18 protein-coding genes are annotated in these 18,663 nt (G+C 58.8%); 10 read left to right on the forward strand and 8 right to left on the reverse strand.

What is annotated here, in order from left to right; all coding sequences use genetic code 11:
* Window positions 1-133: 133 nt before the first annotated feature.
* Complete coding sequence (locus AC1D2Q_RS13450; RefSeq protein ID WP_020799894.1) at window positions 134-1,351, reverse strand: argininosuccinate synthase; 1,218 nt, start codon at window positions 1,349-1,351, stop codon at window positions 134-136.
* Between the two features lie 129 nt (window positions 1,352-1,480).
* The gene (locus AC1D2Q_RS13455; protein WP_018926605.1) at window positions 1,481-2,389 is read right to left on the reverse strand and encodes a flagellar protein MotY; all 909 of its coding nucleotides are present in this window, start codon (window positions 2,387-2,389) and stop codon (window positions 1,481-1,483) included.
* A gap of 157 nt (window positions 2,390-2,546) precedes the next feature.
* On the opposite strand from AC1D2Q_RS13455, the gene pyrC reads away from it, so the two are divergent.
* Complete coding sequence (pyrC, locus tag AC1D2Q_RS13460) at window positions 2,547-3,593, forward strand: dihydroorotase (RefSeq protein WP_477813480.1); 1,047 nt, start codon at window positions 2,547-2,549, stop codon at window positions 3,591-3,593.
* A complete protein-coding gene (rnt, locus tag AC1D2Q_RS13465) occupies window positions 3,590-4,267 on the forward strand; it encodes a ribonuclease T (RefSeq protein WP_007938919.1) in 678 nt (225 codons plus the stop codon). Before pyrC ends, rnt begins: the two co-directional genes overlap by 4 nt.
* Before the next feature lie 76 nt (window positions 4,268-4,343).
* On the opposite strand, the gene AC1D2Q_RS13470 is transcribed toward rnt, so the two are convergent.
* Window positions 4,344-4,946: a peroxiredoxin gene (locus AC1D2Q_RS13470; RefSeq protein WP_477813481.1), complete on the reverse strand. Its 603-nt coding sequence runs from the start codon at window positions 4,944-4,946 to the stop codon at window positions 4,344-4,346.
* Between the two features lie 313 nt (window positions 4,947-5,259).
* Here AC1D2Q_RS13470 and AC1D2Q_RS13475 point away from each other — a divergent pair, with 313 nt between their 5' ends.
* Together AC1D2Q_RS13475 and bfr are read left to right on the forward strand one after the other, a co-directional pair.
* Window positions 5,260-5,478 (forward strand): bacterioferritin-associated ferredoxin, encoded by a 219-nt coding sequence (locus tag AC1D2Q_RS13475; protein WP_007938921.1) that lies wholly within the window; start codon window positions 5,260-5,262, stop codon window positions 5,476-5,478.
* Window positions 5,479-5,678: 200 nt separating this feature from the next.
* Window positions 5,679-6,152 carry a bacterioferritin gene (gene bfr, locus AC1D2Q_RS13480; RefSeq protein WP_007898512.1) on the forward strand — a complete coding sequence of 158 codons (474 nt, stop codon included), beginning with the start codon at window positions 5,679-5,681 and terminating at the stop codon, window positions 6,150-6,152.
* A 117-nt stretch (window positions 6,153-6,269) separates the two neighbouring features.
* On the opposite strand, the gene grxD is transcribed toward bfr, so the two are convergent.
* The 3 genes from grxD to AC1D2Q_RS13495 all read right to left on the reverse strand — a co-directional run bounded on the left by grxD (window position 6,270) and on the right by AC1D2Q_RS13495 (window position 9,243).
* A complete protein-coding gene (grxD, locus tag AC1D2Q_RS13485) occupies window positions 6,270-6,611 on the reverse strand; it encodes a Grx4 family monothiol glutaredoxin (RefSeq protein WP_007938922.1) in 342 nt (113 codons plus the stop codon).
* Window positions 6,612-6,708: 97 nt separating this feature from the next.
* Window positions 6,709-8,817, reverse strand: a complete 2,109-nt coding sequence (locus AC1D2Q_RS13490; protein WP_477813482.1) for a molybdopterin oxidoreductase family protein — start codon at window positions 8,815-8,817, stop codon at window positions 6,709-6,711.
* Between the two features lie 135 nt (window positions 8,818-8,952).
* Window positions 8,953-9,243, reverse strand: a complete 291-nt coding sequence (locus AC1D2Q_RS13495) for a hypothetical protein (RefSeq protein WP_018926610.1) — start codon at window positions 9,241-9,243, stop codon at window positions 8,953-8,955.
* Between the two features lie 407 nt (window positions 9,244-9,650).
* On the opposite strand from AC1D2Q_RS13495, the gene argF reads away from it, so the two are divergent.
* Both argF and AC1D2Q_RS13505 read left to right on the forward strand, forming a co-directional pair.
* The gene (argF, locus tag AC1D2Q_RS13500; RefSeq protein ID WP_019581556.1) at window positions 9,651-10,571 is read left to right on the forward strand and encodes an ornithine carbamoyltransferase; all 921 of its coding nucleotides are present in this window, start codon (window positions 9,651-9,653) and stop codon (window positions 10,569-10,571) included.
* Entirely contained in the window at window positions 10,568-11,677 is a 1,110-nt protein-coding gene (locus AC1D2Q_RS13505; RefSeq protein ID WP_305411303.1) for an ABC transporter ATP-binding protein, read from the forward strand. The genes argF and AC1D2Q_RS13505 overlap by 4 nt, the downstream gene beginning before the upstream one ends.
* A gap of 48 nt (window positions 11,678-11,725) precedes the next feature.
* Here the strand turns inward: AC1D2Q_RS13505 and AC1D2Q_RS13510 are convergent, their stop codons facing one another.
* Together AC1D2Q_RS13510 and ybaK are read right to left on the reverse strand one after the other, a co-directional pair.
* On the reverse strand, window positions 11,726-12,508 hold the full coding sequence (locus tag AC1D2Q_RS13510) for a PhzF family phenazine biosynthesis protein (RefSeq protein WP_477813483.1): 783 nt from the start codon (window positions 12,506-12,508) through the stop codon (window positions 11,726-11,728).
* 117 nt (window positions 12,509-12,625) lie between these two features.
* Window positions 12,626-13,096, reverse strand: coding sequence for a Cys-tRNA(Pro) deacylase (gene ybaK, locus AC1D2Q_RS13515; protein ID WP_477813484.1), 471 nt, complete (start codon window positions 13,094-13,096; stop codon window positions 12,626-12,628).
* A 369-nt stretch (window positions 13,097-13,465) separates the two neighbouring features.
* Between ybaK and AC1D2Q_RS13520 the strand changes: the two genes are divergently transcribed.
* The 4 genes from AC1D2Q_RS13520 (at window position 13,466) to glpD (ending at window position 18,533) form a co-directional block, all read left to right on the forward strand.
* Window positions 13,466-14,317, forward strand: a complete 852-nt coding sequence (locus tag AC1D2Q_RS13520) for an MIP/aquaporin family protein (protein WP_138866891.1) — start codon at window positions 13,466-13,468, stop codon at window positions 14,315-14,317.
* Window positions 14,318-14,392: 75 nt separating this feature from the next.
* On the forward strand, window positions 14,393-15,898 hold the full coding sequence (gene glpK / locus AC1D2Q_RS13525; RefSeq protein ID WP_018926616.1) for a glycerol kinase GlpK: 1,506 nt from the start codon (window positions 14,393-14,395) through the stop codon (window positions 15,896-15,898).
* 95 nt (window positions 15,899-15,993) lie between these two features.
* Window positions 15,994-16,749 (forward strand): DeoR/GlpR family transcriptional regulator, encoded by a 756-nt coding sequence (locus tag AC1D2Q_RS13530; RefSeq protein ID WP_007938932.1) that lies wholly within the window; start codon window positions 15,994-15,996, stop codon window positions 16,747-16,749.
* Between the two features lie 245 nt (window positions 16,750-16,994).
* On the forward strand, window positions 16,995-18,533 hold the full coding sequence (glpD, locus tag AC1D2Q_RS13535) for a glycerol-3-phosphate dehydrogenase (RefSeq protein WP_477813485.1): 1,539 nt from the start codon (window positions 16,995-16,997) through the stop codon (window positions 18,531-18,533).
* The last annotated feature ends 130 nt before the right edge of the window (window positions 18,534-18,663 follow it).

Below are 18,663 nucleotides of genomic sequence, written 5' to 3' on the forward strand. Positions count from 1 at the left end.
GGAGATCAAAGGCAGGCAGAAGGAACGGTTAGAAGAAACCAGCAGAAAGCGAAACGTAATATGCAGCAGCCCTTTTTCAGAACTGTGGCCTTGTCATCGACAAGGCCACAGTTCCATTACCGCATCAAAGGTCTCAGAACAGCTTGCGGCCTTTGTTCGCCGCGATACGCATGCGCAAGGCGTTGAGCTTGATGAAACCCGCCGCATCGGCCTGGTTGTAGGCGCCGCCATCTTCCTCGAAGGTCGCGATGTTGGCGTCGAACAACGACTCGTCGGACTTGCGGCCGGTGACGATCACGTTGCCCTTGTACAGTTTCAGGCGCACTACGCCGTTCACGTGGGCCTGGGAAGCATCGATCATCTGTTGCAGCATCAGACGCTCTGGGCTCCACCAGTAACCGGTGTAGATCAGGCTGGCGTATTTAGGCATCAGCTCGTCTTTGAGGTGAGCCACTTCGCGGTCCAGGGTGATCGATTCGATCGCACGGTGAGCGCGCAGCATGATGGTGCCGCCAGGCGTTTCGTAGCAACCACGGGACTTCATGCCCACATAGCGGTTTTCGACGATATCCAGACGGCCGATACCATGTTCGCCACCGATACGGTTCAAGGTCGCCAGCACGGTGGCCGGGGTCATTTCGACGCCGTCCAGTGCAACGATGTCGCCATTGCGGTAGGTCAGTTCCAGGTACTGCGGTTTGTCTGGAGCCTTCTCCGGGGAGACGGTCCAGCGCCACATGTCTTCTTCGTGCTCGGTCCAGGTGTCTTCCAGCACGCCGCCTTCATAGGAGATGTGCAGCAGGTTGGCATCCATCGAGTACGGGGATTTTTTCTTGCCGTGACGCTCGATCGGGATCGCGTGCTTCTCGGCGTAATCCATCAGCTTCTCACGGGACAGCAGGTCCCATTCGCGCCATGGAGCGATCACTTTCACGCCTGGCTTCAAGGCGTAGGCGCCCAGTTCGAAACGAACCTGGTCGTTGCCCTTGCCGGTCGCGCCGTGGGAAATGGCGTCAGCACCGGTTTCGTTGGCGATTTCGATCAGGCGTTTGGCGATCAACGGACGAGCGATGGAAGTACCCAGCAGGTACTCGCCTTCGTAAACGGTGTTGGCGCGGAACATCGGGAACACGAAATCACGCACGAATTCTTCGCGCAGATCGTCGATATAGATTTCTTTTACGCCCATGGCCTGTGCCTTGGCGCGGGCCGGTTCGACCTCTTCGCCCTGACCCAGGTCAGCGGTGAAGGTCACTACTTCACAGTTATATGTATCCTGCAGCCACTTGAGGATCACCGAAGTGTCCAGGCCGCCGGAATACGCCAGAACGACCTTGTTTACGTCCGCCATGCCATCACTCCACGGGGTTCTACGGAAAGCTGTCAAGTCTACCGCTCATGCAGGATAATTTACAGAGGCGCGACAGCTTATGACGACGAAGCGACAGATTATGTCGAGCGAGCGACGAATTCAGCAGATTCAGGAGGTCGTCGCGCTGCTCGCGGCGGCGGTGGCTTGAGGCGCAGGTTTCTCGGTCGGTGCGACCCGTTCGAGGCGTACGGCAACCCGGCGGTTCTTCGCCCGGTTGGCGGCATTGTTGTTGGGCGCCAGCGGATAGCGCTCACCGTGAAAACGCAGGGTGATCTGCGATTCCTGCACACCATTGGCCTTGAAGAAATCCATCACCGCCAGCGCCCGGCGTCGTGACAGTTCACGGTTGGTCAGGCGGTTGCCACTGTTATCGGAATGGCCGTCGAGTTCAATGTGGTTGACCGTCGGATCGGCCTTCATGAACTCCAGCATGACCTGCAACTGGGCCTTGGCCCTGGCATCGAGATCGATACCCTCCCCCGGGAAGCCGACCTCGGATTGCTTCACTTGCTCGAAATTCTGTGGCAACAACTTGGCCACGCAACCCTGATAGTCACCATAGGCCTTGCTGAACTTGACCGGCAGCAGACGCACTTCAGACACCCGACCGTCGCCCGATGAGTGCCGAACGACCGGGCTGCGCCCCTCCATCAACCCGCTGATCAGGCGCCCGGCCTGCACTTGCGAGCTGTTGAACAGCACGTTGCCACTACCGATTCTCACCGACCCCAGGTTTATGTCGCCACGCCCCGGCTGCCATGGCGCGGCTGCCGCCAGCAAAGTCGCAGATCCCCCACCAATCATTGAGTTGTAGGCCTTCAGACGAAATGTCGCCTGCTCGCCGGCGCGACGCACAAACTCACCCGAACCGAAATCGGTAATCGGTTGAGTCAGGCGGCATTCGAATTTGTCACCTTCGACCGTCCACTCGATGCTCTCCAGACGAGTCTGGAAAGTGAGCGCCATCGCGGGAAGGCTGGCAAACACACTGAGCAAGGCTAAATAACGCTGGCGCACGGGAGGCTCCACTGGCTTCTACGACAAAAAGACCGACACACAAATTCACGGCCTGCCTGTTGGGTATCGGAAGCTTGTCGTAAAACTTGATAGCGAGTGCCTGGAAGAGTCTTTTCCGGTAGCATTCCCCTGAGTTTGACCCGCCTGGAATTCCCTCATGTCCGACCGCCTGACCCTGCTGCGTCCCGACGACTGGCACATTCATCTTCGCGATGGTGCCGTGTTGACCAATACCGTCGCGGATGTCGCGCGCACCTTTGGTCGCGCCATCATCATGCCCAACCTGGTACCTCCGGTGCGCAACGCTGCTGAAGCCGATGGCTATCGCCAGCGGATTCTCGCCGCACGTCCGGCCGGCAGCCGTTTCGAACCGCTGATGGTTCTGTACCTGACCGACCGCACCCAGCCCGAAGAAATTCGTGAGGCCAAGGCCAGCGGTTTCATTCACGCCGCCAAGCTGTACCCGGCCGGCGCGACCACCAACTCGGACTCTGGCGTCACCAGCATCGACAAGATTTTCCCTGCACTGGAGGCCATGGCCGAAGTCGGGATGCCTTTGCTGGTTCACGGTGAAGTCACCCGTGGCGATATCGACGTTTTCGATCGGGAAAAAATCTTCATCGATGAGCACATGCGTCGCGTGGTCGAGCGTTTCCCGACGCTCAAAGTGGTGTTCGAACACATCACCACCGCCGATGCCGTGCAGTTCGTCAACGCGGCTCCGGCCAACGTTGGCGCCACCATCACCGCGCATCACCTGCTGTACAACCGCAACCACATGCTGGTGGGCGGGATTCGGCCGCACTTCTATTGCCTGCCGATCCTCAAGCGCAATACCCACCAGGAAGCCCTGCTCGACGCCGCCACCAGCGGCAGCGACAAGTTCTTCCTCGGCACCGACTCGGCCCCCCATGCCCAGCACGCCAAAGAAGCGGCTTGCGGCTGTGCCGGTTGCTACACCGCTTATGCCGCGATCGAGATGTATGCCGAAGCCTTCGAACAGCGTAATGCGCTGGACAAGCTCGAAGCCTTCGCCAGCCTCAATGGCCCGCGTTTCTACGGTCTGCCGGCGAACACCGATCGCATCACCCTGGTCCGCGAAGAGTGGACCGCCCCAACCAGCCTGCCATTTGGCGAGCTGACCGTTATCCCGCTGCGCGCCGGTGAAAAACTGCGCTGGCGCCTGCTGGAGGAACACGCGTGAGTGAAGACCATTTCGACGACGAACAGGACGGTCAAGGCGGTGGAGGTGGTCCTCGTCATCCAATGGCTGCCAGATTCCGTGGTTACCTGCCGGTTGTCGTCGACGTAGAAACCGGTGGCTTCAACTCGGCCACCGACGCCCTGCTGGAAATTGCTGCAACCACCATCGCCATGGATGAAAAAGGGTTCGTGTACCCCGATCACACCTACTTCTTCCGGGTCGAGCCATTCGAAGGCGCCAACATCGAAGCAGCGGCCCTGGAATTCACCGGGATCAAACTCGATCACCCGTTGCGCATGGCAGTGAGTGAAGAAGCGGCGCTGACCGATATCTTCCGTGGCATTCGCAAGGCCCTGAAAGCCAACGGTTGCAAACGGGCGATTCTGGTCGGTCACAACAGCAGCTTCGACCTGGGTTTCCTCAACGCGGCAGTCGCGCGCCTGGACATGAAACGCAATCCGTTTCACCCGTTCTCCAGCTTCGACACCGCGACCCTCGCCGGTCTTGCCTACGGTCAAACCGTACTGGCCAAGGCCTGTCAGGCAGCGGACATCGATTTCGACGGTCGCGAGGCTCATTCGGCTCGCTACGATACCGAGAAGACCGCTGAGCTGTTCTGCGGCATCGTCAATCGCTGGAAACAGATGGGCGGCTGGGAAGACTACAACGACTGAGGCTGGTCGCCGTTTTATCCCGCCCATAAAAAAACCGGCCTCAGTGAGGCCGGTTTTTTATTGCCGGACGCCTGGCTTACAGCGCAGCAGCGTGCTCGGTCAGGTAAGCCGCAACGCCTTCTGGCGAAGCGTTCATGCCTTTGTCGCCTTTTTTCCAGTTGGCAGGGCAAACTTCGCCGTGCTCTTCGTGGAATTGCAGAGCGTCAACCAGACGGATCAGCTCTTCCATGTTACGGCCCAGCGGCAGGTCGTTGACGATCTGCGAGCGGACAACGCCTTTGTCGTCGATCAGGAACGCACCACGGAAAGCCACGCCGTCAGCGGACTGAACGTCGTAAGCCTTCATGATTTCCTGCTTGATGTCAGCAGCCATGGTGTAACGAACCTGGCCGATACCGCCATTGTTCACCGGGGTGTTGCGCCACGCGTTGTGGGTGAAGTGCGAGTCGATCGAAACGGCGACCACTTCAACGTTGCGTGCCTTGAAGTCAGCCATGCGGTTGTCCAGAGCGATCAGCTCGGACGGGCAAACGAAGGTGAAGTCCAGTGGGTAGAAGAACACCAGGCCGTATTTGCCTTTGATGGCCGCGGACAGGGTGAAGCTGTCGACGATTTCGCCATTGCCGAGTACGGCCGGTACGGTGAAGTCAGGGGCTTGTTTGCCTACGAGTACGCTCATTGGATATCTCCTGGTGTAATAACGTTGAAGAACAGGGCTCATGCCAGCCTGTCACCCTCAGGCGACAGCCCTGTGACACGAACCTCCTTCGCAAAAGGCCGACCATCATACACCGCGTTTTTCGCCTGTCCTTAGCGGTTTTTTTCTGACGGGCAAAATGGCCGCTGCAATATTTTTTACAGTGCGCGAGAGTAAACCGTTCGTCAGTCATAGGCCCTTATGACGAAAAGCCTTCTGAAACCACTTTGACAATCATTCTCGTTAACATTAAGATCCATCGCAATTGAGTCACAACCAGCGACGGTTCTCACTTATGTATGTCTGCCTCTGCACTGGCGTCACCGACGGTCAAATCCGCGATGCAATCTATGAAGGTTGCTGCAGCTACAAAGAAGTCCGTCAGGCTACCGGCGTAGCCAGCCAATGCGGCAAATGCGCTTGCCTGGCCAAGGAAGTGGTGCGTGAAACTCTGGGCAAACTGCAAACGGCCCAGGCGGCGATCCCCTACCCCGTAGAATTTACAGCCGCATAACTACCGTATTTCGAAGAACCGGACTTGATGTCCGGTTTTTTTATGTCTGAAAATCAATCGCTTAGGCCTTAGACGCGGAACACAAACATTCTTATTCCGATTAATTTTCATTTAAGTTTCAATAACTTAGGTTTGACACTGTTAATTACGCAGCTCAAACTCCGCCTTATATACAGCTAATACAGGGCAGGACTCCCACCATGAAAGGCGACGTTACAGTCATCCAGCATCTCAACAAAATCCTTGCCAATGAACTGGTCGCGATCAATCAGTACTTCCTGCACGCGCGCATGTATGAAGATTGGGGCCTGAACAAGCTCGGCAAGCACGAGTACCACGAATCCATCGACGAGATGAAGCACGCTGACAAGCTGATCAAGCGCATCCTGTTCCTTGAAGGCCTGCCGAACGTCCAGGACCTGGGCAAGCTGCACATCGGTGAACACACCAAGGAAATGCTTGAGTGTGACTTGAAGATCGAACGCGACGGTCATGCCGACCTGAAAGTCGCTATCGCCCATTGCGAAACCGTTGGCGACTTCGGTAGCCGTGAACTGCTCGAAGACATTCTTGAATCCGAAGAAGAACATATCGACTGGCTGGAAACCCAGCTGGGCCTGATCGATAAAGTCGGCCTTGAGAACTATCTGCAATCGCAGATGGGCGAAGAGTAAGTTCTACGCCGCTAACCCCGACGCAATAAAAAGCCCCGCTCTCTTTACAGAGGCGGGGCTTTTTACATGCTGAAGATCAAAAGATCGCAGCCTGCGGCAGCTCCTGCGGGAACCGAATCAGGCTTCGGTCTTGGCAGCGGCGGCTTTGGCGGCGGCGTCTTTGATCAGTGCCTGCAACGAACCGTCGGCAGACATTTCAGTCATGATATCGCTACCACCAACCAGCTCACCGGCAACCCACAGTTGTGGGAAGGTTGGCCAGTTGGCGTACTTTGGCAGGTTGGCGCGGATTTCCGGGTTCTGCAGGATATCCACATAGGCAAACTTTTCACCACAGGCCATCACAGCCTGGGCGGCTTTCGCGGAGAACCCACACTGCGGGGCATTCGGCGAGCCTTTCATGTAAAGCAGAATGGTGTTGTTGGCAATCTGCTCTTTAATCGTTTCGATGATATCCATGGAGCACCTCGGCTGAACTTTCCGACTCAGTGGTCGGCACGGTGGCGCATTGTAACGGAAACCCGAGCGCCATGCTCGGCCTCCCCGACAGACATGTTCACGCCGCCACCACGGTCACCGGCACGCCGTTCAACGCCGCATTGCCCGACAACTCATCGAGTTGACATTCGTCAGTCAGGTCATTGGCGCTGGAACCTGGCTGGCCACTGGCAATCGTCATCTGCACGCCCGGTCGCGCATGACCCCAACCGTGGGGCAGGCTGACCACTCCTTTCATCATATCGAGGCTGGCGACCACTTCAACCTCGATCACGCCGACCCGTGAACTGACGCGCACCCGCTGCCCATCGCTGAGCCCGCGGCTGGCCAGGTCGTCGGGGTGCATCAACAGTTGATGGCGCGACTTGCCCTTCACCAGACGGTGATAGTTGTGCATCCATGAGTTGTTGCTGCGCACATGGCGGCGACCGATCATCAGCAACTCATCGGCGGCTGGTGCTTGCAACGCCGCAAAGCGCGCCAGATCGGCGAGGATCTCCACAGGCGCCGCCTGGACACGCTGATTGGCTGTTTTCAGGCGTGGCGCCAGGTTGGGCTTGAGTGCGCCGAGATCGACACCGTGAGGGTGATCGAACAAGGTCGCCAGCGACAGTTTGTGCTCTGAAGCATCGCCATACAGGCCCATCCGCAGCCCCCGGTCGATCATCTGCGCCGGCGCAATGGTCGGTTTCAGCTCCTTGCCGGTCTTCGCCGCAAAGGCCTTGGCCAGCCCCACGAAGATCTCCCAGTCATGCAGCGCGCCTTGCGGCTTGGCGAGAATCGCCCGGTTGAAACGGGTGACGTTGCGCACCGCGAACATATTGAACGTGGTGTCGTAATGATCGTTTTCCAGCGCCGAAGTCGACGGCAGGATCAGGTCGGCATAACGCGTGGTTTCATTGATGTACAGGTCGACGCTGACCATGAACTCCAGCCCGTCCAGCGCCTGCTCCAGCTGTCGGCCATTGGGTGTGGACAACACCGGATTACCCGCCACGGTGATCAGCGCACGGACCTGCCCTTCCCCTTCGGTGAGCATCTCTTCGGCCAGCGCCGCCACCGGCAACTCGCCACCGTATTCAGGACGCCCGGACACGCGGCTTTGCCACAGATTGAAATGGCCGCCCGACGTGGACGCCACCAGGTCCACCGCTGGCTCGGTGCACAACGCACCGCCGACACGATCAAGGTTGCCGGTCACCAGATTGATCAATTGCACCAGCCAATGGCACAAGGTGCCGAAGGCCTGGGTCGAGACGCCCATGCGGCCATAGCAGACCGCCGTCGGGGCTGCCGCGAAGTCCCGCGCCAGTTGACGGATCTGTTCGGCGGGTACTGCGCACAGCGCGCTCATGGCCTCGGCAGTGAAACCTGCGATCGCCTGGCGCACTTCATCCAGACCATCGACCTGCAAATGACTGTCGCGAGTCAGGCCTTCAGCGAATAACGTATTGAGCAGCCCGAACAACAGCGCCGCATCGCCGCCGGGGCGCACGAACAAATGCTGGTCGGCAATCGCCGCCGTTTCGCTGCGACGCGGATCGATCACCACCACTTTGCCACCCCGGGCCTGAATCGCCTTGAGGCGCTTCTCCACATCCGGCACGGTCATGATGCTGCCGTTGGAGGCCAGCGGATTGCCGCCCAGGATCAACATGAAATCGGTGTGATCGATATCCGGGATCGGCAACAGCAAGCCGTGGCCGTACATCAGATGACTGGTCAGGTGATGGGGCAACTGATCGACCGACGTCGCGGAAAACCGGTTACGGGTTTTCAACAGGCCAAGGAAGTAATTGCTGTGGGTCATCAACCCGTAGTTGTGCACGCTGGGGTTGCCCTGATAGACCGCCACCGCGTTCTGCCCGTGACGCTCCTGAATCGCCGCCAGGCGTTCGGCTACAAGGCTGAACGCATCTTCCCACTCGATTGGCTGCCACTCGCTACCCACTCGCTGCATCGGCTGACGCAGGCGATCCGGGTCGTTCTGAATGTCTTGCAGGGCCACCGCCTTGGGGCAGATATGCCCACGGCTGAAGCTGTCCTGAGGGTCGCCCTTGATCGAGGTGATCTGCGCACCGCTGCCTTCGACCTCGGTGGTTTCGATGGTCAGGCCGCAGATGGCTTCACACAGGTGGCACGCACGGTGATGGAGAGTCTTGGTCATGGCCAGTCTCTGTTTTGTTCTGGGCGGGCAATGTCGGCCGCGGGAACAAAACTATGGCGCGTGACTCGCCACCGCGCCAGCGACGTTCGTCTTGTGAATCGACGACCATCAGGCCGGCCGATGGCAGCAAGGGGATCAGTTCGGCGGCAAACTCGGCGGCGCCTGCAGCTGGATTTCCTCGATGGTTTCGATCTGCTCGTGGGCGACGTGCACGCCGGTGAGTTCGCCGATCAGCCGCCAATGCTCGTCGAGCCCGGCGCTGATGGTGGCCATGCGATCGATCATGCGCCGGCCAGCCGCCTTGGTGACTTCGTCTTCACTGCGTAACAACTCGAAAGACATCGAGGTCATGGAAGCTGTGAGATGGGTCAGAGAGCGAGCCGTAAGGCCGAGTAGCTCCATCAATAACTGTTCTTTCGATTCCATTCCTGAGGCTTCCTGCGTCGCTCGTGCTTTATTTATAACCCAGCACTTTGCATTAGCAAATGTTTCAGATCAGACACATTGTCCGCCAAAGGTTCGAATGACAGGTCAAAAACCGACTGCCAGTATGTCGCCCGCGCCCAGTCTGATTGCCAAGCCCGGCGAGCCCAGTGTACAAATGGTCAGCTGCTGTCAGGAAACAGGCTTCAAAAGCGCTACCGCGGTCACCCCCGTAGCCTCTCTGAAATCCTCTAAACACTGTAGCCTATTGGAAAAACGCGACATTTAATGTCAATATCGCGCCTCCCCCTATTTCGTCGCCCCGTGCGGCTTACGCCGCAGGTCTCGCCCGTTTTTCAGTTAAACAAGGCTTTGAGTATCTGCGGTCTGTTGCAAAAAGGTAGTCAATGATGAGCGCAAGGCACTTTCTCTCCCTGATGGATTGCACGCCCGAAGAGCTGGTCAGCGTGATCCGTCGAGGCGTTGAGCTCAAGGACCTGCGTAACCGCGGCGTACTGTTCGAGCCTTTGAAAAACCGCGTCCTGGGGATGATTTTCGAGAAGTCCTCGACCCGTACCCGTATTTCGTTCGAAGCCGGCATGATCCAGCTCGGTGGCCAGGCGATCTTCCTGTCGCCGCGCGATACTCAGCTGGGCCGTGGCGAACCGATCGGCGACGCCGCCATTGTCATGTCGAGCATGCTCGATGCAGTGATGATCCGTACGTTTTCGCACAGCACCCTGACCGAATTCGCCGCCAATTCGCGAGTCCCGCTGATCAACGGCCTGTCCGATGATCTGCACCCGTGCCAGTTGCTGGCCGACATGCAAACCTTCCTCGAACACCGCGGTTCGATCCAAGGCAAGACCGTGGCCTGGATCGGCGACGGCAACAACATGTGCAACAGCTATATAGAAGCGGCGATCCAGTTCGACTTCCAGTTGCGCATCGCCTGCCCGGAGGGTTACGAACCCAACCCTGAATTCGTGGCCAAGGCCGGCGATCGTGTAAGCATCGTCCGCGATCCTCAGGAAGCCGTGCGCGGCGCGCATCTGGTGAGCACCGACGTCTGGACCTCCATGGGCCAGGAAGAGGAAACCGCCAAGCGCCTGAAGCTGTTCGCACCGTTCCAGGTCAATCGTGCCCTGCTCGACCTGGCCGCACCGGACGTGCTGTTCATGCATTGCCTGCCGGCCCACCGTGGCGAGGAAATCAGCCTCGACCTGCTCGACGACCCGCGTTCGGTGGCCTGGGATCAAGCCGAAAACCGCCTGCATGCACAAAAGGCCCTGCTCGAGTTTCTCGTCCCACCTTCGTACCATCACGCATGAGCCAGCCATTACTGCTGAACCTGCGCAATCTGGCCTGTGGTTATCAAAACCAGCGGGTTGTGCAGAACCTCAACCTGCATTTGAATGCCGGCGATATCGGTTGCCTGCTGGGCTCCTCGGGCTGTGGCAAAACCACCACCCTGCGGGCCATTGCCGGTTTCGAACCGGTGCACGAGGGTGAGATCCAGTTGGCGGGCGAGACCATCTCCAGCGCCGGTTTCACCCTCGCCCCGGAGAAACGTCGGATCGGCATGGTGTTCCAGGATTACGCGCTGTTTCCGCATTTGAGCGTGGCCGAGAACATCGCCTTCGGGATCCGCAAGCACCCGCAAAAGGATCGTGTCACCGAAGAATTGCTCGAACTGGTCAACCTGAAAAACCTCGGCAAGCGCTTTCCCCATGAGCTGTCCGGTGGCCAGCAGCAGCGGGTTGCACTGGCCCGCGCCCTGGCGCCGGAACCGCAACTGTTGTTGCTCGACGAACCGTTCTCCAACCTTGACGGTGAACTGCGACGCAAGCTCAGCCATGAAGTACGCGACATTCTCAAGGCTCGCGGCACCAGTGCGATTCTGGTGACCCACGACCAGGAAGAAGCCTTCGCGGTCAGCGACCATGTCGGCGTTTTCAAGGAAGGTCGCCTGGAGCAGTGGGATACGCCCTACAACCTCTATCACGAACCGCTGACACCGTATGTGGCCAGTTTCATTGGCCAGGGTTACTTCATTCGCGGTCAGTTGAGCAGCCCGGAGTCGGTGCAGACCGAGTTGGGTGAATTGCGCGGCAACCGTGCCTACACCTGGCCGATCGGTGGCGCCGTGGACGTATTGCTGCGTCCGGACGATATCGTCTATGCACCGTCCAGCCCACTGAGGGCGCAGATTGTCGGCAAGAGCTTCCAGGGTGCATCAACGCTGTACCGCTTGCAGTTGCCTACAGGCGCACAACTGGAGTCGATCTTCCCGAGCCATGCCGATCATCTGGTCGGTGCTGAAGTAGGCATTCGGGTAGCGGCGGAACACCTGGTGCTGTTCCAGGCCTCCGGCAGTACAGCGGCGCAGATTCCGACGATCGAGTCCGGGGTTCGGCGCTACAGCGCTGCCAGATGAACAACGCGGACATAGGTGGGAGCGAGCTCCCACCTATTGGATTTTCGTTTAACCCAGCATTAGCGTTCCGCTCGCGACCAGCGTCGCATTCCCGCCAATACTCACCCGATCCCCTTCCAGCTGACAAAACAACTCCCCGCCACGCGCCGAGCACTGATAAGCCGTCAGACTCGACTTGCTCAAGCGTTTCGACCAGTACGGAATCAGGCTGCAATGGGTTGAACCGGTCACCGGGTCTTCGTTGATGCCGATCGCCGGGGCAAAGTAGCGCGACACAAAATCATGCTTGTTGCCTCTGGCTGTCACGATGGCGCCCGGCCACGGCAGTTTCGCCAGGGCAATCATGTCCGGCTGACAATCGAGCACCGCCTGCTCGGACTCCAGCACCACGAACAATTCCTTCGAGCCCAGCACATCGACCGCCTCGACGCCCAAGGCGCGCTCGACATCCCGGGTCATGCCCACTTCCGACGGCACGACTGCCGGGAAATCCAGCCACAAGCGCCCACCCTCTCGGCTGACACTCAACGGGCCGGACTTGCAGATGAAGTCCAGTCGCTCGACCGGTTCTTTATAGAGTTCAAACAGCACGTAGGCGCTGGCCAGGGTCGCATGACCGCACAACGGGACTTCCGTGGTCGGGGTAAACCAGCGGATGCGCCAGACAGAACCCTCACGCACCAGGAACGCGGTTTCGGCGAGGTTATGTTCGGCGGCGATTTTTTGCATCAACTCATCATCGAGCCAGCTGTCGAGCCGGTACACCATCGCGGGGTTGCCACTGAACGGCCTATCACTGAACGCATCGATCTGATGAAACTCAAGCTCCATGGCACTGCTCCTTTTTCCAGGTCGCCGAGCATGACGCCGTGGACAATGCTTCACCAGTGACAGAACGAATCAATTTTCACCATACAGCGCCAGGACGAAAACCCGAGCCCCCTCTATTCAGGCGCGACCGATATCGGCGAACTTCGCCTGGGTGTGTTCGGCCAACACGGCAGGCGCCACTTCGACTTCCAGGCCGCGCCGCCCGGCGCTGACGAAGATGCTGGAAAACGGCTGGGCCGAATGATCGATAAAAGTGCGCAGGCGCTTCTTCTGTCCGAGCGGGCTGATACCGCCCAACAGATATCCCGTCGAACGCTGCGCAGCGGCTGGATCGGCCATTTCGACTTTTTTCACGCCTGCGGCCTGTGCCAGCGCCTTCAAGTCCAGACTTCCGACGACCGGCACCACCGCCACCAATAACTCCCCCTTCTCGCTGGCCGCCAGCAATGTCTTGAACACCTGCGCGGGGTCCAGGCCCAGTTTTTCCGCGGCCTCCAGACCATAGGACGCTGCCTTCGGATCATGTTCGTAACTGTGCACGCGATGTTCGGCACGAACTTTTTTCAACAAATCCAATGCGGGTGTCATGACAGCTCCAGGCTTGGCGGCAGAAGAAAAATACTGCGCAGGATTCTAGGTCATTGATCGATAAAAGGCTCTATTGCGGTGCTATTTCCAGAGCCTGGCCGGACTTTCGGTCGTTCGTCCACACGCTTCTCGCCCGATGAACGATGCGATCATTCACAGGACTAATAGTTTAAATATGACTGATGGTTCACTTTCGACCTTTGACAGCAGCGCTTCTTGTCTATATTTTTTCGAATGTGAACACAGCACGAATATCTCACCGCAGCACCCGGCAGTATGCCGAGCACAGGATGGGGATCCTGCCTCGGTGAAAATCGCGCTTTGACCTCGATGGAAAAGCGCCACACAACAACAAAAACGAGGTTTTCAATGACAACTGCGTTACAACAACCGTCGCTCTCGAGCCAATGCATGGCCGAGTTTCTGGGTACTGCACTGCTGATCTTTTTCGGTACCGGCTGCGTTGCCGCGCTCAAGGTGGCGGGTGCCAGCTTCGGCTTGTGGGAAATCAGCATCATCTGGGGGATTGGCGTCAGCATGGCGATCTACCTCACCGCCGGCGTTTCCGGTGCGCACCTCAACCCTGCCGTGAGTATCGCGCTGAGCATTTTCGCTGACTTCGAAAAGCGCAAACTGCCTTTCTATATCTTCTCCCAGGTCGCCGGCGCCTTCTGCGGGGCATTGTTGGTTTACACGCTGTACAGCAACCTGTTCTTCGATTTCGAACAAACTCACCAAATGGTTCGTGGCACCGAAGCCAGCCTTGAATTGGCCTCGGTGTTCTCCACCTTCCCGAACCCTGCCCTGTCCACGGGCCAGGCCTTTCTGGTTGAAGTGATCATCACCGCCATTCTGATGGGCGTGATCATGTCGCTTACCGACGACAACAATGGCCTGCCCAAAGGACCGCTGGCGCCGTTGCTGATCGGCCTGCTGATTGCCGTTATCGGCAGCTCGATGGGCCCGCTGACCGGTTTCGCGATGAACCCGGCCCGCGACTTCGGTCCTAAACTGATGACTTTCTTCGCAGGCTGGGGTGAAATTTCCTTCACTGGCGGACGCGATATCCCGTACTTCCTGATTCCGGTTTTCGCACCGATTGTCGGTGCCTGTCTCGGTGCTGCAGCTTATCGCGGGCTGATTGCCCGTCATCTGCCCAGCGCCATACCTGCTACAAAGGACGCAGCACTGGCCATTGACGGCAAACCAAGAACGTCTTGAAACCGTTGGCGCGTGATCCTGCCCATTTGATCCCGCGCCTGACTTCACTTCCTTATTTCGTCCAAGGCAATCGACATGACCGACATTCAGAATAAGAACTACATCATTGCCCTCGATCAGGGTACGACCAGCTCCCGCGCGATCATTTTCGATCGCGACGCGAACGTGGTTTGCACCGCCCAGCGTGAATTCGCACAGCATTACCCGCAAGCCGGTTGGGTTGAACACGACCCGATGGAAATCTTCGCCACCCAAAGCGCCGTGATGGTCGAGGCCCTGGCTCAAGCCGGCCTGCATCACGACCAGGTCGCGGCCATCGGCATCACCAACCAGCGCGAAACCACCGTGGTCTGGGACAAGACCACTGGCCGCCCAATCTACAACGCGATCGTCTGGCAGTGCCGCCGCAGCACCGAAATCTGCCAGCAGCTCAAGCGCGATGGCCACGAGCAATACATCAGCGACACCACGGGCCTGGTCACCGACCCGTACTTCTCCGGCACCAAACTCAAGTGGATCCTCGACAATGTCGAAGGCAGCCGTGAGCGGGCGCGCAAGGGTGAACTGCTGTTCGGCACCGTCGACAGCTGGCTGATCTGGAAATTTACCGGCGGCAAGGTGCACGTCACCGACTACACCAACGCCTCGCGCACCATGCTCTTCAACATCCACACGCTGGAGTGGGACGCGAAGATGCTGGACGTCCTCGACATCCCGCGCGAGATGCTGCCGGAAGTTAAGTCCTCGTCCGAAATCTACGGCCACACCAAAAGCGGCATCGCCATTGGCGGTATCGCCGGCGACCAGCAGGCCGCCCTGTTCGGCCAAATGTGTGTCGAGCCTGGCCAGGCGAAAAACACCTACGGCACCGGCTGCTTCCTGCTGATGAACACCGGCGACAAAGCGGTGAAGTCCAAGCACGGCATGCTGACCACCATCGCTTGCGGCCCGCGCGGCGAAGTGGCCTATGCGTTGGAAGGCGCGGTGTTCAACGGCGGCTCCACCGTGCAGTGGCTGCGTGACGAACTGAAGATCATCAATGACGCCCACGACACCGAATACTTCGCCAACAAGGTCAAGGACAGCAACGGCGTGTACCTGGTGCCAGCCTTCACCGGCCTGGGCGCTCCGTACTGGGACCCGTATGCCCGTGGCGCGTTGTTCGGCCTGACCCGTGGCGTACGCGTGGATCACATCATTCGTGCGGCGCTTGAGTCGATTGCCTACCAGACCCGCGACGTTCTGGACGCCATGCAGCAGGATTCCGGCGAACGCCTGAAAGCCCTGCGCGTGGACGGCGGCGCAGTGGCGAACAATTTCCTGATGCAATTCCAGGCCGACATCCTYGGCACTCAAGTCGAGCGCCCGAAAATGCGCGAAACCACCGCGTTGGGCGCCGCTTACCTGGCGGGTTTGGCCTGCGGTTTCTGGGGCAGCCTGGACGAGTTGCGCGGCAAGGCGGTGATCGAGCGCGAGTTTGAACCAGCGCTGGACGAAACCGCGAAGGAAAAACTCTACGCTGGCTGGAAAAAAGCCGTCAGCCGCACTCGCGATTGGGAACCGCACGAAGGCGCTGAATAAGCCACGGACCGGACTCGTATCCGGTTGTAACTGGTAGGGAGCGGATTCCTGCGGCATCATGGGCAAATTTTGCACGGCAGCCCAAAGGAAGCCCCATGAATCTGCCTCCCCGTCAGCAGCAAATCCTTGAACTGGTCCGCGAACGCGGCTATGTCAGCATCGAGGAAATGGCCCAGCTGTTCGTCGTTACACCGCAAACCATCCGCCGCGATATCAATCAACTGGCGGAAGTGAATCTGTTGCGTCGCTATCACGGCGGCGCAGCCTACGACTCCAGCGTCGAAAATACCGCCTACGCCATGCGCGCCGATCAGATGCGCGATGAAAAGCAGCGTATTGGCGAAGCCATTGCGGCGCAGATTCCCGATCATGCCTCGCTGTTCATCAATATCGGCACCACCACCGAATCCATTGCTCGGGCGCTGCTCAACCACAGCCACCTGAAGATCATCACCAACAACCTGCATGTGGCCTCGATGCTCAGCGCCAAGGACGACTTCGACGTGCTGCTGACCGGTGGCAACGTACGGCGTGACGGTGGCGTGGTCGGTCAGGCCAGCGTCGACTTCATTAACCAGTTCAAGGTCGACTTCGCCCTGGTCGGCATCAGTGGTATCGATGAAGACGGCAGCTTGCTGGATTTCGACTATCAGGAAGTGCGGGTGTCCCAGGCGATCATCGCCAATGCCCGGCAGGTGATTCTCGCGGCGGACTCCAGCAAATTCGGGCGCAACGCCATGATTCGCCTGGGGCCGATCAGCCTGATCGATTGCCTGGTCACCGACCAGCCGCCTTCGCCGGCCCTGGCGCAGTTGTTGAGCCAGCACAAGATTCGGCTCGAAGTGGTTTAAGGCTTTCAGCCTCTCAAGATCGCAGCCTTCGGCAGCCCCTACAGGATTTGAGTGAACCTGTAGGAGCTGCCGAAGGCTGCGATCTTTTGCTTTTAATGTTCGAAAATTTTCCTTTAGCCGCCCTTCGATCAGTATTTTCAATCGAAGCACGCTGGCTGTGGGCGTCTTTATGGGCTAGTATTTTCGCAAATGAACATTAATGTTCGAATTCAAATATAGAAATCTAAAAAGCCCGAGGCCAGCCGATGCCCACTTCTACCTTGCCTACGCCCCCTCTCGCCGAGGTCTACGATATCGCCGTCATTGGTGGTGGGATCAATGGCGTGGGGATCGCAGCGGATGCTGCCGGTCGCGGCCTTTCGGTGTTCCTTTGCGAAAAGGATGATCTGGCCAGCCACACCTCGTCGGCCAGCAGCAAGCTGATCCACGGTGGCCTGCGCTACCTGGAGCATTATGAATTCCGCCTGGTGCGCGAAGCCCTGGCCGAGCGCGAAGTGCTGCTGGCCAAGGCGCCGCACATCGTCAAACAGATGCGCTTCGTGCTGCCGCACCGCCCGCACCTGCGTCCGGCCTGGATGATCCGCGCCGGCCTGTTCCTTTATGACCACCTCGGCAAACGGGAAAAACTCGAAGGTTCGAAAAGCCTGAAGTTCGGCCCGGACAGCCCGCTGAAAAGCGAAATCACCAAAGGCTTCGAATACTCCGATTGCTGGGTCGATGACGCACGCCTCGTCGTGCTGAACGCCATGGCTGCCCGCGAGAAAGGTGCCCACGTTCACACCCAGACCCGCTGCGTCAGTGCCCGTCGCACCAAGGGCCTGTGGCACATGAACCTGGAACGCGCCGATGGCAGCCTGTTTTCGATCCGCGCCAAGGCACTGGTGAACGCAGCAGGCCCATGGGTCGCCCAGTTCATTCGTGACGACCTGAAGATGGAATCGCCGTACGGCATCCGTCTGATCCAGGGTAGCCACCTGATCGTGCCAAAGCTGTACGAAGGCGAACACGCGCACATTCTGCAAAACGAAGATCAGCGCATCGTCTTCACCATTCCGTATCTGAACCACTTCACTCTGATCGGCACCACCGACCGCGAGTACACCGGCGACCCGGCAAAAGTGGCAATCACTGAAGGCGAAACCGATTACCTGCTGAAAGTGGTCAATGCCCACTTCAAGAAGCAACTCAGCCGTGAAGACATTCAGCACAGCTACTCCGGCGTTCGTCCGCTGTGCAACGACGAATCCGACAACCCGTCGGCCGTCACCCGCGACTACACCCTGGCATTGTCGGGCTCTGGCGAAGACGCGCCGTTGCTGTCGGTGTTCGGCGGCAAGCTGACGACCTACCGCAAACTGGCCGAGTCGGCGCTGGCGCAACTGGCTCCGTACTTCACGCACATCAAGCCAAGCTGGACCGCCAGTGCGCCCCTGCCCGGCGGCGAAGACATGACGACTCCGCAGGCGTTGAGTTCGCTGATCCGCGACAAGTTCGACTGGGTGCCTACCGAGATCGCCCGTCGCTGGTCCACCACTTATGGCAACCGCACCTGGCGCATGCTCGAAGGCGTGGAAAACCTCGGCGACCTGGGCGAACACATCGGCGGCGGCCTCTACACCCGCGAAGTCGACTACCTGTGCAGCGAAGAATGGGCGACCACCGCCGATGACATCCTGTGGCGCCGCAGCAAGCTTGGGCTGTTCACCACACCGGCGGAACAGCAAAAGCTCAAGGACTACCTGAACAAGCTTGAACAGAACCGCAGCAAGATCGAAGCGGCCTGATCGGATATCCGGTTAAACCAAAGCCCCTGAATCTCACGATTCAGGGGCTTTTTCATACTCCGCAAAACTGTAGGAGCGAGCGGTGCGGCGATCCGACTTGCCCGCGAAGAACGATAAAGCGGTTCAACAG

The organism is Pseudomonas sp. P1_A1, from assembly GCF_056406935.1.